General features: G+C 64.6%; 11 protein-coding genes. 6 read left to right on the forward strand and 5 right to left on the reverse strand.

Annotation, left to right across the window (positions count from 1 at the left end; all coding sequences use genetic code 11):
* Positions 1-271 precede the first annotated feature (271 nt).
* Positions 272-703 (forward strand): EF-hand domain-containing protein, encoded by a 432-nt coding sequence (locus tag ACODSR_RS11095; protein ID WP_489076430.1) that lies wholly within the window; start codon positions 272-274, stop codon positions 701-703.
* Positions 704-816: 113 nt separating this feature from the next.
* Here the strand turns inward: ACODSR_RS11095 and ACODSR_RS11100 are convergent, their stop codons facing one another.
* The gene (locus ACODSR_RS11100; protein ID WP_489076432.1) at positions 817-1,077 is read right to left on the reverse strand and encodes a hypothetical protein; all 261 of its coding nucleotides are present in this window, start codon (positions 1,075-1,077) and stop codon (positions 817-819) included.
* Positions 1,078-1,184: 107 nt separating this feature from the next.
* Between ACODSR_RS11100 and ACODSR_RS11105 the strand changes: the two genes are divergently transcribed.
* From ACODSR_RS11105 to pyrF, 5 genes are all read left to right on the forward strand, one after another.
* Complete coding sequence (locus tag ACODSR_RS11105; protein ID WP_489076487.1) at positions 1,185-2,321, forward strand: fumarylacetoacetate hydrolase family protein; 1,137 nt, start codon at positions 1,185-1,187, stop codon at positions 2,319-2,321.
* A complete protein-coding gene (xylB, locus tag ACODSR_RS11110; RefSeq protein WP_489076434.1) occupies positions 2,318-3,076 on the forward strand; it encodes a D-xylose 1-dehydrogenase in 759 nt (252 codons plus the stop codon). Before ACODSR_RS11105 ends, xylB begins: the two co-directional genes overlap by 4 nt.
* 70 nt (positions 3,077-3,146) lie before the next feature.
* On the forward strand, positions 3,147-4,559 hold the full coding sequence (locus ACODSR_RS11115; RefSeq protein ID WP_489076436.1) for a sugar porter family MFS transporter: 1,413 nt from the start codon (positions 3,147-3,149) through the stop codon (positions 4,557-4,559).
* Between the two features lie 92 nt (positions 4,560-4,651).
* The gene (locus tag ACODSR_RS11120; protein WP_489076438.1) at positions 4,652-4,990 is read left to right on the forward strand and encodes a LapA family protein; all 339 of its coding nucleotides are present in this window, start codon (positions 4,652-4,654) and stop codon (positions 4,988-4,990) included.
* Positions 4,987-5,661: an orotidine-5'-phosphate decarboxylase gene (gene pyrF / locus ACODSR_RS11125; protein WP_489076440.1), complete on the forward strand. Its 675-nt coding sequence runs from the start codon at positions 4,987-4,989 to the stop codon at positions 5,659-5,661. The genes ACODSR_RS11120 and pyrF overlap by 4 nt, the downstream gene beginning before the upstream one ends.
* A gap of 162 nt (positions 5,662-5,823) precedes the next feature.
* Here the strand turns inward: pyrF and ACODSR_RS11130 are convergent, their stop codons facing one another.
* The 4 genes from ACODSR_RS11130 to ACODSR_RS11145 all read right to left on the reverse strand — a co-directional run bounded on the left by ACODSR_RS11130 (position 5,824) and on the right by ACODSR_RS11145 (position 14,261).
* Positions 5,824-6,477 (reverse strand): outer membrane protein, encoded by a 654-nt coding sequence (locus ACODSR_RS11130; RefSeq protein ID WP_489076442.1) that lies wholly within the window; start codon positions 6,475-6,477, stop codon positions 5,824-5,826.
* Between the two features lie 175 nt (positions 6,478-6,652).
* A complete protein-coding gene (locus ACODSR_RS11135; protein WP_489076444.1) occupies positions 6,653-8,032 on the reverse strand; it encodes an L-serine ammonia-lyase in 1,380 nt (459 codons plus the stop codon).
* Positions 8,033-8,034: 2 nt separating this feature from the next.
* Positions 8,035-12,213 carry a translocation/assembly module TamB domain-containing protein gene (locus ACODSR_RS11140; RefSeq protein ID WP_489076446.1) on the reverse strand — a complete coding sequence of 1,393 codons (4,179 nt, stop codon included), beginning with the start codon at positions 12,211-12,213 and terminating at the stop codon, positions 8,035-8,037.
* A complete protein-coding gene (locus tag ACODSR_RS11145) occupies positions 12,213-14,261 on the reverse strand; it encodes an autotransporter assembly complex protein TamA (RefSeq protein ID WP_489076448.1) in 2,049 nt (682 codons plus the stop codon). The genes ACODSR_RS11140 and ACODSR_RS11145 overlap by 1 nt, the downstream gene beginning before the upstream one ends.
* Positions 14,262-14,334: the final 73 nt, after the last annotated feature.

Genomic DNA, 14,334 nt, shown 5'->3' on the forward strand with positions numbered 1-14,334 from the left:
AGGAGAGGGATAAGGTGCCGCGCGCCTAGCAGCGTCCTTGCGCCGGGGCAAATCGCGCTGATGTCATCAAAGAAAATGAAGATAAATACCTCGACTGGTCGCACTTGCCGCAGCAAAAACAGTCGAATCGAGCGGAATCCAAAGACAAGCCGTTGAACATGAACGGATATTCAGGAACATTGGCGGGTTATTCAGTCATTATCCCTCCGTCATTCAACGCCGGGCAGAGCAAGTTTTCACTGTTCCGGCTTAAGTAACCGAGGAGATTGTCATGATCCGTACGCTTCTAGTCACGACTGCCCTTGCCATCGCAGCCCCCGCCATGGCGCAGCAGACTGCAACGCCCCAGAGCGCGACGCCCGCCACGCCGGCAGCGCCAGCCGAACCACAGGCGGCAACGCCGGAAGCGGCCACTCCGGCAACGCCAGCGACCCCCGCAAACCCGACCAATGCGGTCGCGTCTATCGTCGATACCGAATTTCCCGCCTATGACGCCAATAGCGACGGCCAGCTCGACCAGTCCGAATTTTCCAAATGGATGGTCGCGCTGAAGGACCAGGAAATGAAGGCGACAGGCAAGAGCTTGCCCGCCGAGCAGGTGACAGCCTGGGCCAATGGTGCGTTCACCACGGCGGACGCTGACAAGAGCGTGTCGGTTAGCAAGCCGGAACTGGTGACTTATCTGAGCGGTGGCGCCGGATAAGCTGACGCAGTTATACTCCCCGTCGCGAAGGACGGAGAAGAAGAGCCCGTAAGGGTCGCAAAAATGGGCGGTATGGTGCGAAGGCCATGCCGCCCTTTTTGCGTGGTTGCGATTTAGCTGCGCTTGCGGGTGTAGAGCAGGGCCGCGACGATCGCGGCCGAGCCGATGCCGACGGCTGCGCCGGTCCATGCGGCCTTGCCTGCGGATTTGCGGGCCGCGCTGGCAAGATCGCTCTTGTCGTCAGCGGGTATTGCGGGGGTGGCGGATGCGGCGTCGGTGTCCGGCGCGGTCTTTTCAATTTTGCTCATGACATCAGCAGCTATGCCGTAAAGCGGCGGCGGGGAAAAGATGAAAGGCAGTTTTGTGACCACCATCGGTCGCAATCTTCGCTGCGCGCGGATTGCGCCCTGCCCTGCCCCTTGACTTCCGTGCACCGGCATTGTTGGTAGCGCTATCAATAACAGGCTGCCAGGAGTTGATGATGCCGGTGGACATGAGCCTGTCCGATTGCCTGCCACCCGATTGGCGGGACGGCCTGTTTATCGGTCGCGTGCTGCGCGCCGAAGGACCAAGCCCGCTACTGGTGGCGCAGGGCGTCGCCTATGATATGAGCCGGGTCGCGCCGACCGTGGCGCAGCTGATCGAGAAGCTGCCGGTGCCGCCGGATGCTGGCGAAGCGTTGGGCGCGCTCGACGCACTGGACGTGCCGCTGCTTAGCCCCGTCGATCTGCAATGCGTCAAGGCGTGCGGCGTGACCTTTGCCCTGTCGGCGATCGAGCGGGTGATCGAGGAACGGGCGCGCGGCGATTCGGGCGCGGCGGCAGCCATTCGCGGGCGGCTGGAGGAGCGGGTCGACGGCTCCATCCGCGCGGTCGTCCCCGGATCGAACGAGGCGGCGGCGCTCAAGGCCGCGCTGATCGAGGATGGGTTGTGGTCGCAATATCTGGAGGTTGCGATCGGCCCGGATGCCGAGGTGTTCACCAAGGCGCCGGTGCTGGCGACGGTGGGCACAGGCGCGGATATCGGTATCCGGTCCGATTCGACCTGGAACAATCCTGAACCCGAAATCGTGCTGATCGTCGATGCGAGCGGCACGGCGGTCGGCGCGACGTTGGGCAATGACGTCAATCTGCGCGATTTCGAGGGGCGCTCCGCGCTGCTGCTGGGGAAGGCGAAGGATAATAATGCGTCCTGCGCGCTGGGACCGCTGATCCGCCTGTTCGATGACAGCTTCACGATCGACGATGTGCGCAACGCAGAGGTCGGGCTGACCATCGATGGACCGGAAGGCTTTCGGCTGGACGGGCGCAGCAGCATGAACCAGATCAGCCGTGATCCGCTGGAACTGGTGCGCCAGACGCTGAGCGAGCATCAATATCCTGACGGGTTCGCGCTGTTTTTGGGGACACTGTTTGCGCCGGTGCAGGATCGCGATGATCCGGGGCGCGGCTTTACCCATAAGGTCGGCGATGTCGTCACCATCGCGACGCCGCGTCTGGGCAGGTTGGTCAATAGGGTCGTGATGTCTAAGGATGCCGCCCCCTGGACTTGGGGCCTGGGCGCGCTGATGACCAATCTGGCGCGGCGCGGCCTGCTGGCCAAGCGGGACGCGGCATGAGCCGGGCCATCTATCCCAGCCTGGCGGGCAAACGGGTGTTCATTTCGGGCGGTGGCAGCGGCATTGGCGAAGGGCTGGTCGAGGGCTTTGTCGCGCAGGGTGCGCGCGTTGCCTTTTGCGATATTGCGCAGGCGGATAGCGAGGCGCTGGTCGGGCGGTTGGACGGCGCTGCCTTTGCCCCGATCTTCCACCATGTCGACCTGCGCGACATTGATGCTGTGCAGGCGATGATTGCACGGGTCGAGGCCGAGCTTGGCGGCATCGACATCATGATCAACAATGCCGCCAATGACGACCGGCACAGTATCGACGAGGTGACCCCGGCCTATTGGGACGATCGGATGGCGGTGAATTTGCGCCATCTTTTCTTTGCCGCACAGGCCGCTGTCCCGGCGATGAAGCGCGCGGGCGGCGGGGTGATCCTGAATTTCGGGTCGATCAGTTGGCACCTCGCTTTGCCTGATCTTGTTTTATATCAGACCGCGAAGGCCGCGATCGAGGGGCTGACGCGCAGCCTGGCCCGCGATCTGGGGCGCGACAATATCCGCGTCAACACGATCATTCCGGGCAATGTCAAAACCCCGCGCCAGATGAAATGGTACACGCCCGAAGGCGAAGCGGAGATAGTGGCCGCGCAATGCCTGGACGGGCGGATCATGCCGGTCGATGTCGCGGCGCTGGCGCTGTTTCTGGCGTCGGACGATGCGCGTTACTGCACCGGCCATGATTATTTTGTCGATGCCGGGTGGCGCTGACGCGATAAGCAGGCAGACGCGGCGTAGCGCGATCATCACAACGATATAAAAGCAGAGAGGACGCACCAGGATGAGTGAGGGCAGCGCGGAGAAGGTCAATATGGCCTTTATCGCCGCGATCGTCGCGGTAGCGACGATTGGCGGGTTCATGTTTGGCTATGACAGCGGGGTCATCAACGGCACGCAAAAGGGGCTGGAAAGCGCATTCGACCTGGGCAAGCTGGGCATTGGCGTCAATGTCGGCGCGATCCTGGTCGGGTCGTCCATCGGTGCCTTTGGCGCGGGGCGGATGGCCGACATGATCGGGCGGCGCGGCGTCATGATGCTGGCGGCGATCCTGTTTCTGGTCAGCGCATTGCTCGCGGGGGCTGCCGGGTCGTCGGCCATCTTCATCTTCGCGCGGATCATCGGCGGGCTGGGCGTGGGCGCCGCCAGCGTCATTTCGCCAGTCTATATTTCCGAAGTCACCCCGGCGGCGGTACGCGGGCGGCTGTCGAGCATACAGCAGGTCATGATCATTTCCGGCCTGACCGGAGCGTTCGTCGCCAATTTCGTGCTGGCGCGCCATGCTGGCGGATCGACTGCGCCCTTATGGCTGGATTTCCCGGCCTGGCGCTGGATGTTCTGGTTACAGGCGATCCCCGCCGCCATCTATTGGCTGGCCCTGCTCTTCATCCCCGAAAGCCCACGCTATCTGGTGGCGCGCGGCCGGGACGCCGAAGCGGAAGCGGTCCTAGCCCGGCTGTTCGGCGCGCGGGAAGCGGCGCGCAAGGTGGTGGAAATTCGCGACAGCCTGGCCGCCGACCATCATCGCCCCAAATTGTCCGACCTGATCGACAAGAGCAGCGGCAATATCCGCCCGATCGTGTGGACCGGCATTGGGCTGGCCGTGTTCCAGCAGCTGGTCGGGATCAATGTCGTCTTTTATTATGGCGCGACTTTGTGGGAAGCGGTCGGCTTTTCCGAAGATAATGCGTTACAGATCAATATATTGTCGGGCGTATTGTCGATCGGTGCCTGTCTGGGGTCGATGCTGCTGATCGACCGGATCGGTCGCAAGCCGCTGCTGCTGATCGGATCGGCGGGCATGGCGGCGACGCTGGCGATCGTCGCCTATGCCTTTTCCACTGCGGTCACCGGCGCGGACGGCGCGGTCAGCCTGCCGGGGCATAATGGCCTGATCGCGCTGATCGCCGCCAATCTCTATGTGATCTTCTTCAACATGAGTTGGGGACCAATCATGTGGGTGATGCTGGGCGAGATGTTCCCGAACCAGATTCGCGGATCGGGGCTGGCCGTCGCGGGCTTTGCCCAGTGGATCGCCAATGCCGCCATTTCGGTCAGCTTTCCCGCGCTGGCGGTGTCGCCGGGGCTGGTCATGACCTATAGCGGCTATGCGCTGTTTGCGGCGATCTCTTACTTTTTCGTGCGCAGGATGGTGCAGGAGACCAAGGGGCGCGAGTTGGAGGATATGGTCGGCTGAGCGGCGGTTCCGTAGACAAAAAAGATCAGACGCTTCCGAAAAGCGACGGGATCGCCTAAGCTGCCTCGGTTGAGCAGCAAGAGGATATGCCGATGCAATTTTTGCGGACCGCCTTCTGGGTCGTGATCGCCGTCGCCCTCGCCTTTTTCTGCATGGCGAATTATGTGCCCGTGACCGTCCGCCTGTGGGGCGACATGGTGATGGAAACCAAATTGCCGGTGCTGCTGATCGGCGCGTTTCTGCTGGGCGCGCTGCCCTTCTGGATCATGGCGCGCGCAACGCGCTGGCGATTGAAGCGGCGGCTGGACAGTGCTGAGCGGGCGCTGGCAGTCACAGCGAGCGCTACGCCGCCATCCGTTGCCACCCCGCCGATCACGCCTGACGCCTCCATCCCATCCCTTCCCCCTCTCAACCCCGCAGGACCCGTATGAGCAGCCCCCTTTATGTCGCGATCGACACGCCGGACCTTGGCAAGGCGCAAAATCTGGCGCAGCAGGTGCGTCATCATGTCGGCGGGCTGAAACTGGGTCTCGAATTTTTCTGCGCCCATGGCCATCATGGCGTGCACGAAATGATGAAGTTCGGCCTGCCGATCTTTCTGGACCTGAAACTGCACGACATTCCCAATACGGTGGCCAAGGCGGTGCAGGCATTGCACCTGCTGGAACCCGCGATCCTGACCGTCCATGCCGCAGGCGGACGGGCAATGCTGGAGGACGCCAAGGCCGCAGCAGGCGTCAAGACCAAGGTGGTGGCGGTGACGGTGCTGACCAGCCTGGACGATGCCGACCTGCTGGATATTGGCGTGGGTGGAAAGGCCGAGGATCAGGTGCGCAGGCTGACCGATCTGGCGCAAAATGCCGGGCTGGACGGGATCGTCTGTTCGGGCGAGGAAGTCGCGATGGTCAAGAAGCATTGGCCCGACGGCTTCTTCGTCGTGCCGGGCGTGCGACCCGCAGGGGGCGCAATGGGCGACCAGAAGCGCGCGGTGACACCGCGACAGGCGCTGGATCGCGGCGCGTCCATCCTGGTCGTCGGACGACCGATCAGCCTGGCGGAAAATCCTGATCTCGCGGCGCGCGAGATTGAGGCGACGCTGTAAACTGCGATAGCGTCACCTCGATCCGTTCGTTTCGAGCGAAGTCGAGAAACCTGTGTGCTGCGTTTCTCGACTTCGCTCGAAACGAACGGAGGTTGGGGTTTCAACCTAAAGTCATCCTATGTTGAGAAACGGGGCGGGATTTCTCCCGCCCCGCCCGGTTTTTCAGAAGCGCCAACCGACGCTGGCCACGACCTGATGCCGGTCGGTGTCGATGTCGAATTCGCTGCTCGTCGCTCCGTCCATATAATCGATATGGGCGCTGTCATATTTGGAGTAGCGATATTCCACCTTGGCAAAGCTGTTCTGGTTGATCGCGCGCTCCACGCCGCCACCGATGCGCCAGCCGTCCAGCTTGAACGCGGTGTCGGTGGTTTCGTCGGTATCGCCTGCCAGCACGTTGAGCTTGGTGTTGGTGTAGCCACCCTTCACATAGACCAACGTGTTGGGGCTGGCGAGGATACCGGCGCGCGCGCCGACATAGAGGTCTCGGCCCTGGCTGACGCGACCAAACCCGAACTGGTCGGTCAGGTCGAAACGGTCGCTCTTGGCAGTGGAGTCGGTATATTCGCCCTCGACGCCAACGACAGCGCTGCCCAGGTTGATGTCATAACCAGCGCCAACACCGTAGAGCAGCCCGTCGATCGACTGGTCGTCGCGGCCGTTACCATTGTCGACATCGCTACCGGCACCGACATGGTCATAGCCCAAAATCGCTTCGACGCGGGGACCAGTGAAGGTGGGGCCAGTGTCCTGTGCCAGAGCAGGTGAGGCGACCGCGGTTCCGGCCAAAAGGGTTGCGACCACTAACTTACGCATATGCTTAACTCCAATTGTCATTCACGCCCCGCAGGGGTGAGACGTTGAAGTCCGGGCAAAGCCGTTGGTTGCATGAACGGGAGATAAACGATTGATTATGTTGCCAATATAGCACAAATTCCGGCGCTTCGTCGCGATCCCGTGGGCTGCGAACGACGAGCCGACAGGCAGCTATTCAGCACTCCACCACATTGACGGCCAGCCCGCCAAGCGATGTTTCCTTATAGCGGCTGGCCATATCCTCGCCGGTCTGGCGCATGGTTTCGATGACCGCGTCCAGACTGACGATATGGCGGCCATCGCCCTGGAGCGCGAGATAGGCGGCGTTGATCGCCTTGACCGCGCCCATCGTGTTGCGTTCGATGCAGGGTATCTGGACGAGGCCGCCGATCGGGTCGCAGGTGAGGCCCAGATTATGTTCCATGCCGATTTCGGCGGCGTTCTCGATTTGCCCGTTGGTGCCGCCCAGCACGGCGGCGAGGCCCGCTGCGGCCATGGAGCAGGCGACGCCGACTTCGCCCTGACAGCCCATTTCAGCAGCCGAGATGGACGCGCGCTTCTTGTAGAGAAAGCCGATGGCGGCGGCGGTGAGCAGGAAGCGCCGCTCGCCATCGCGATCCGCGCCGGGGACGAAGCGGCGATAATAATGCAGCACCGCCGGGATGACGCCCGCTGCGCCATTGGTGGGGGCGGTCACGACGCGGCCACCGGCGGCATTTTCCTCATTCACCGCCAACGCGAACAGGCTGACCCATTCGAAAATCTGCGCCGGGCCAAGCGCGTCCTGTTGCAGGCGCAGCCGCTGATGGATCGCCATGGCGCGGCGGCGGACCTTCAGGCCGCCGGGCAGCAACCCTTCCTGCGCCATGCCCCGGTCGATCGAGGCGCTCATCGCGTCGATTACGCTGTCGAGGAAGGCGTCCGTGTCCGCCTGCGCCCGCCATGCGCCCTCATTGCGCAGGACCAGCGTGGCGATGGAAAGGCCGGTCGCCTCTCCCTGTGCCAGCATTTCCGCGCCGGAGGAGAAGGGATAGGGCTGGACGATGTTATGGCCGAGCGGTGCGTCGGGCTGGGGGCGGCCGGACAGGACCGCGCCGCCGCCGATCGAGTAATAATCCTGCACCTGCGGATCGCCCTGCCTGTCGAACCAGGCGGAAAAGCGCATTCCGTTACTATGGGCTTCCAGAAATTCGCCCTTGTGGAAGATGAGGTCGCGCGCTTCCTCAAACGCGATCCAGTCCTCGCCCGACCGGATGCGGCCATCGTCGCGGATCGCGCGCAATATGGCGGGTATGGCATCGGGATCGACGCTTTCGGGGCTGTAGCCGGACAGACCGAGCAGGATGGCGCTGTCGGTCGCATGGCCGTGGCCGGTCAGGGCGAGCGAGCCATACAGGTCACAGCGGACGCGAACCGGTTGCCCCGGCAGCGATTCCATGAACATCAACGCCGCGCGCATCGGGCCGACCGTGTGCGAGCTGGACGGGCCGATGCCGATGGTGAACAGGTCCATGACGCTGATCGCGGCGGCAGCGTCGATGCGGGACTTGGTCACGCTCAATAATCCTTCGACACGCGCACGTTGGCGCTTTCGCGGCCCAGCGTCGAGATGGCGCCGAGCAAAGAGAGCCAGCGGGTGACCTGATATTCGATCCGGGTGGCGCTATAGCCCTGCCCGTCGGTGATCAGTTCGACATAGGTTTTGCGGGTCAGATATTTGCCCGCCGCGATCGACGTCCCCTGCCCCTGTGTCGGATCGGCGGCGATGATACGCAGCCGGTCCAGCCCCGCCGCCTTGCGCACCGCATTGATCGGGTCCAGCCCGCCGCCGCCCTGCAATGAAGCCACAGCGGAAGCCAGTTGCAGCGCTTCGGGCGCGGACAAGTTGGTGATCGAGGTGCCGAACAGGATGCGGGAGAGCAGTTCGTCCTGCGGCAGGGCGGGGACGCTGGTGAAGGTGATTTCGGGTTTCAGGCCCGTGCCGCCAACATGGATGGTGGCCGTCAGGTCGCTGACGTCGGCCTGCGCGTCGATGTCCAGCGTCGGGTTCACCGGCGTCTTACCGTCAAACTGGATGCGGCCTTCGCGCAGGTCGAAGCGGCGACCGGCGAACTCATAACCGCCACGCACCAGCTCTGCCCGCCCTGCGATCGCCGGACTGGTGACGGTGCCGCCAATGTCGAGATCGGCGCGCCATTCGCTGTCCAGGCCAAGGCCAGTGACGGTCAGGCGGTTGCGCGCCCGCGCCTTGATCGCCAGCGCCCAGGGGACATTGGTGCGGACCCGCTCAACCTCCTCGCCGCGCCGGTTGATTTCCGTCACGGCCAGTTCGGGGATTTGCGCCACGGCGGCGGCGCGGCCCAGGGTGAAGCGGCTCTTGTTGAGGGTCAGGTCGCCGCCGATCGTCCCGCCCACGCCATCGGAGCGCAGGCTGATCGGCCCGGTGACGGTGGCGGCAATATCGTCCCGCTCCAGCAGCGCGGCATTGTCCGCCTGCATCGCCAGGTCCATGCCGACGCCCGCTATGCCGTTGAAGGTGAAGCGGCCGGTGCCGCCCACCGTGCCGCCATTTTGCGCGGTGGCAGCGAAGCTGGAGATGACCAGCTGGTCGCCGGAAAAGCGCCCGCGCGCCTTGACATTTTTCAGGCGCATACCCGTAACAGGGCTGTTGATCGCGGCATTATCGGTCGCCAGCGATCCCGTGATTTGCGGGTTGCCGAGCGTGCCGCGCATGTCGGCGGAGACGTTGACGGGGCCGCCAATGTCGACAATCTCCACCCCGGTCAGCCGCCACAGCGTGTCCGCCGTGCCACCATAACGTAGCTGGGCAAAGAAGGGCGCGCGGTTGAGCCGTTCGACCAGCCCGCCCTCACGACCCAAAGGATTGAGCAAGGCCTGCGCGCGGCCGATCGTCTTGCCATCGGCGACGAAGATCATGCGGGTGGCGAGGCGATCCGCCGTCAGCGCGGCGTTGAGGCCGACATCGACAGGGCGCGAACTCAATGACAGGCCGGAGCGCGACAGGCCACGGATGCGCAGCTCCGCCGTGCCGGTCGGCAGGCCACCGCCGCGCGGCTGGGCATAGCTCAACGATCCGGTCGCCGTGCCGCCCAGCCCCAGATTATCATAACCAATGTCGAGCAGCGAGAGCGGCAATGTCTGCATCCGCGCCTCGACATGGGTGGATGTGCTGCCCAGTTCGCCCGCCAGTTGCAGCGATCCGCCCGCATAGCTGATGGTCGCCGGCGACAATTTCCAACCGTCATCGGTGCGGGTCAGCAGCGCGGCGCGGGTCAGGCGAATGGGCCGCTTGTCGATCGTGCCGCCAGCGGTCAGGCGGATGCGGTCGGCATCGACCTGCGCCTCGCCCTGTATGTCGAAGATGCGGCCGCGCTGGCCCGACAGGCTGCCTCTTATCTTGCCCCGGCCATCGACCAGATCAGCCTTGGCGGCAAAACGTCCCAGCAACACGCCCCCTACACGCAAGCCCCGCGCCTGCGCCGTGGCGGTCAGCGTGGTGCGCGACGGATCGAGCAGCATCGTCGCATCGAGCGTGCCGCGCCGCACCGCGATGACGGTCGGGCCGTCGAAACTGGCGTCATTGGCGGTCAGTTTGAGCTGGACCTGCTGGATCGCGCCCACCGGTTTCAGGCTGATATAGCCGGTTACGGGACCATTGACGGCCAGTTGCCCATCAAGCCCGCCGGTAACCGGGCGAATATCGCCGCTGGCGGTGACGCCGGACACGTCGATCCGGGCGATGCGCACGACCGCCTGCCCGCCCTGCGGCAACAGGATGACGCCGCGCCCGGTAAAGGGACCAAGGGTCGATCCGCCCCCTGCGGTATAGCTGTAACCCGCCGCATCGGGGATCAGCTTCGCGCGCACGTCGCGCAGGCCCAGCGATTTCATCGGACTGGCGAGCAGGATGTCGATGGTGGGGCGCTCGATCCTGCCATCCAGCGTCAGCCTGACCGGACCATATTGGCCATGCCGCCCCTGCCCCTCCAGATGCAGCGTGCCGTCGCGATGGCGCAGGCCATTGCCGCTCAATGTCAGCAAAGGCGCGTCGAGCCGCAAATTGGTGAGCGCCACCTGCCCGTCGGGCCGCAACGCGAGGGCGCTGCGCACGGTCGGCAGGCCGCCGCCCAGCGTGCGGAGAAATTCATTGTCCAGCCGCCGCACCCGCGCCAGCGCGTTCCCGCTGAGGCCAAAGCTGCCATTAGGACCAGGCACCGCGCGCAGCTTGGACGTCAGGTCGACAATGCCGAGGCCGCGAATGGCCAGGCCATTGATCTGGCCGTCCAGCCCGAAATCATAACGACCGGTCTTGAGATCGGCGAGCATGACCAGCTTGCCGCGCAGCTTGTCCGACCGCACGTCCATCGGATTGCTGACGATCTGCTGGCCGTTGAGCTGAAGGACGCCATCGAGCGCGAAATTGCGGATGATCCCCTCGACCAGTTCGCCCTGCCCGTCGAGCCGTGCGGCGCGCAGGCGCAGCGGGATCAGAGCCGGGCCATTCTCCGCCCGCCTTCCCTTGCCATCCATGCGCACATTGCTGATCAAAGTCTTGTCGAAGGCGAGTTGGCGGGCGGTGAGCAGATATTCATAGCCCAACGTCGCAAAGGGGCCGTCGAGGCGAATCTTCGCCGCGACATCCTGACCGCGCATAGTTTTGAGCAAGGCCTGTGGGCGGGCGAGTTTCAGCTGCACCAGCATATTGTCGAGCGCATTGTTGCGCAGGTCGATCGCGCCGTCGGCGTCCAGATCGATCGCGGCGGAACGGAGCCAGAGGTGGCCGTCAATCACCCGATCGACCATCGTGCCGTTGGCGCGTACAAAAAGGCGAGGCGCGGCGAGGCGCTGGACGAGGCCGGTGCCTGCAATCGCGCCACCCTCGATCGAACCGCGCGCGGAATAGGCGCCGCTGCGTGCGGCGAGGACGAAGTCGGCGACCGGCTGGCTGTCGAGCGTGGCCGACAGGCGACCGTCCCAGCGGCTCCAGCCGCCCTTGCCGCCGATGCGCAGATTGGCGTCCTGTTTCAGGCCCGCCATTGCCGCCAGCACGCCGCCTTTGGGCGCATTGACCGTGACGTCGAGGCGGAAGCGGTCATTGTCAGGGCGGCTGTCGAGCGCGACCGTCAGCGCGTCCTGACCGTCGATGACGCGGGCCGACAGGTCGATGATGGCGCGGCCACCGCGAATGTCGGCGTCGCCCGCCATCGTCGCCTGCTGCACCCGACCAGCGATGCCGGGTGCGATCGTCAGCTGCCCGACCGAAAACTGCATCAGGCGAATGTCGAAGCCCGGCAGGATCGGTCCCTGTTTCAGGCTGGGGTTGAGTTTGGGCAATTTGTGCAGGGTCGCGCGCGGGATGACCAGCCGGTCTATATCCAGCCGGTTATAGGCCCAGGCGAAAGGCCACCAGTCCAGCTCGACCCGTGGCGCGTCGAAGAAGCGGCCCTTGGGGTCGGACAGGGTCAGATTGTGCAGGACCGCCTTGCGATAGATGCTGCCGTCGATCCGGTCGACCTGGATGCGTAGGCCCGATGGCGGCTTGATCGTCGCGATCCGGCTGATGAGGAAGCGATGGCCCGACGACGTATCCAGCCACGCCAGCGCGCCGACGACGATCAGCAGCAGCGATGCGACGAGGCCGACCAGCCAGCGCTGCCAGCGCGCGTCCCAGGCGCGGCGGCGATGTGGCTTGGTGGCGGGGGCGTCGTCCGCCATCAGAAGGCCTGCCCCAAGGACACATAGACGGCGACGCGCGGGTCGCCCCTTTGCGGGTTGATCGGCGTGCCGACGTCAATGCGGATCGGACCGAAACTGCTATAGTAACGCAGGCCAAGCCCGGTGCCGATGCGCAGGTCGCGGAAGCGCGGCAGGAAGGTGGTGGAGATATTGCCCGCGTCGACGAACGGCACGACGCCGAAATTGCCAAAGCGCACCCGCGCCTCCAGCGAAAATTCAGCGAGACTCTTGCCGCCGACCGGATCGTCATCGACACCGAAACGCGGGCCGATCGCCTGATAGCCATAGCCGCGCACCGAAGCGCCGCCACCGGCATAGAAACGCCGCGACGGCGCGATCTGTTCTACCGTCGACCCAAGGATGGTGCCAAAGCGCGCACGAGCCGCGACGACGAGCTTTTCGCCCATCGACTGATAGACGCTGCCATCGACCTGCACCTTGGCATAGCCGAAGGTCTTGTCCTGAAAGGAAAGTTCGGGGCTGAGCCGACCGCCCAGGCGAAAGCCTTTGGTGGGGTTCAGCAGATCGTCGCTGCCGTCATAGGTCAGGCTGAGCGGAATCGCGCCGATCAGGAAGGTGCGACGCGCGCCGCCGCTGAACGCATCGGCTTCGTCCGACGCGATCAGTTCCGCGCCGAAACGCCAGACCCAGTCCTTCTGGAACAAGATGTTGGTCTGCCGCTCCAGCCCGCCCGACAGGGTGATGGTGCGCGCGTCATAGGCGTCCCGCCTGATGTTGCTGACCGACAGCAGGCCGGTCAGCACATTGTCGCGACGGTGGAAGTTGTTGCGGCGATAGGTGAAGGAGGCGGTCTGTTCCTGCGTGCCGACGACACCACGCACCGTCACCGCGCCTTCGGGCGGGAAGAAGTTGCGATGCTGCCAGCTGACTTCGGCGCGATAGCCTTCGCCCGTGCCATAGCCCAGCTGGCCCGCGATGGTGCGCAGCGGCGCGGGACGGACATCGACGGCGAGATCGACATGGGTGCCGTCGCCAGCCTCTTTGGGCGTCAGGCTGACCGAGGAGACCAGGCCGGTCGCGACGATGGCGCGGCGCAAATCCTCGACATCCGACGCCTTGTACGGATCGCCGGGGTCGAAGCGGGCGATTTCCTGAACATGGTGGGCGCTGAACAGCTTGTCGTCGTTCAGACGGATCGCGCCAAAGCTGCGATAGCCGCCGGGCGTCACGATGATGTCGAGGTCGCCCTTGCGCTCCTCATGGTCGATCCGCACTTCAGGTTCATCGACCTTGGCGAAGGGAAAGCCGGTTTCGGCCAGCACCGCCGACAGCGCATCACGCCCGGCCAGGATCGCATCGGCATCGACCGGATCGCCGACCTTGGGCGGGAAAGCGGCGCGTAGTTGCGCTTCCTTGTCGCCCGTCTCGGCAAGGCCAGTCAGATCAACCGATTCGAGCAGATATTGCGGGCCGGGTGTGATGTCGAAACTGACGGCAAGCCGGTCGCTGCCTGCGGGCGGCGCGGCGACAGCACCCCGGATACGCGCGGCATAATAGCCCTTGGCGCGCAGCAGCCGGTCGAGCAGTTCGTCATCCTCTTTGATCCGACGATTGATCTGCGCCAGGTTGGCGGCCTTGCCCTCCCCCAGCCGCAGTGCGGACAATTCGTCGAAGCGCAGCTTGAAGGTGGCGTCGGCGATCGTGTCGACACCGCTGAGCTGGACGGTATAGCGCCTTTCCTCCCCAGCGTCGGCGAAGGTCGCGGCTTCCTCGACCGGCTCGACCGGCGCACCGGCATCGGGCGCAGCGTCAGGCGTTGCCACCTGCACGTCAGCCGGATCGTCGGGCAGCGGCTTGACGCTATCCTTTTGCCCCATATCGGGCCAGTCCAGGCCGATGTCGGGCATGGTATCGAGCGACTGGTCGATGTCCGGCATGGCATCTGGCGGCGTGACGGACTGCGCCAGCGCGCCGCCCGGACAGGCGAGCAGCATCGGAACAAGCAGGAGCCGTGCGGCGTGCGGGCGGCCAGAAGGGCGGCGAAAGGTCCGCAAACCATGGATCATGGCGATGGTCTAGACCAAGTGCGGGCGAAAGCGCCAGTCTTAGAAAGCGAAGAATGCGGCCAAATGCGGGACT

Source organism: Sphingobium sp. FG125 (genome assembly GCF_057809795.1).

Bases quoted from the DNA above. Each gene is read 5' to 3' on its own strand.
- ACODSR_RS11115 (WP_489076436.1), top strand. From the start codon at position 3,147: ATGAGTGAGGGCAGCGCGGAGAAGGTCAATATGGCCTTTATCGCCGCG.
- ACODSR_RS11095 (WP_489076430.1), top strand. From the start codon at position 272: ATGATCCGTACGCTTCTAGTCACGACTGCCCTTGCCATCGCAGCCCCC.
- pyrF (WP_489076440.1), top strand. From the start codon at position 4,987: ATGAGCAGCCCCCTTTATGTCGCGATCGACACGCCGGACCTTGGCAAG.
- ACODSR_RS11105 (WP_489076487.1), top strand. From the start codon at position 1,185: ATGCCGGTGGACATGAGCCTGTCCGATTGCCTGCCACCCGATTGGCGG.
- xylB (WP_489076434.1), top strand. From the start codon at position 2,318: ATGAGCCGGGCCATCTATCCCAGCCTGGCGGGCAAACGGGTGTTCATT.
- ACODSR_RS11100 (WP_489076432.1), bottom strand. From the start codon at position 1,077: ATGGTGGTCACAAAACTGCCTTTCATCTTTTCCCCGCCGCCGCTTTAC.
- ACODSR_RS11120 (WP_489076438.1), top strand. From the start codon at position 4,652: ATGCAATTTTTGCGGACCGCCTTCTGGGTCGTGATCGCCGTCGCCCTC.
- ACODSR_RS11140 (WP_489076446.1), bottom strand. From the start codon at position 12,213: ATGGCGGACGACGCCCCCGCCACCAAGCCACATCGCCGCCGCGCCTGG.
- ACODSR_RS11145 (WP_489076448.1), bottom strand. From the start codon at position 14,261: ATGATCCATGGTTTGCGGACCTTTCGCCGCCCTTCTGGCCGCCCGCAC.
- ACODSR_RS11130 (WP_489076442.1), bottom strand. From the start codon at position 6,477: ATGCGTAAGTTAGTGGTCGCAACCCTTTTGGCCGGAACCGCGGTCGCC.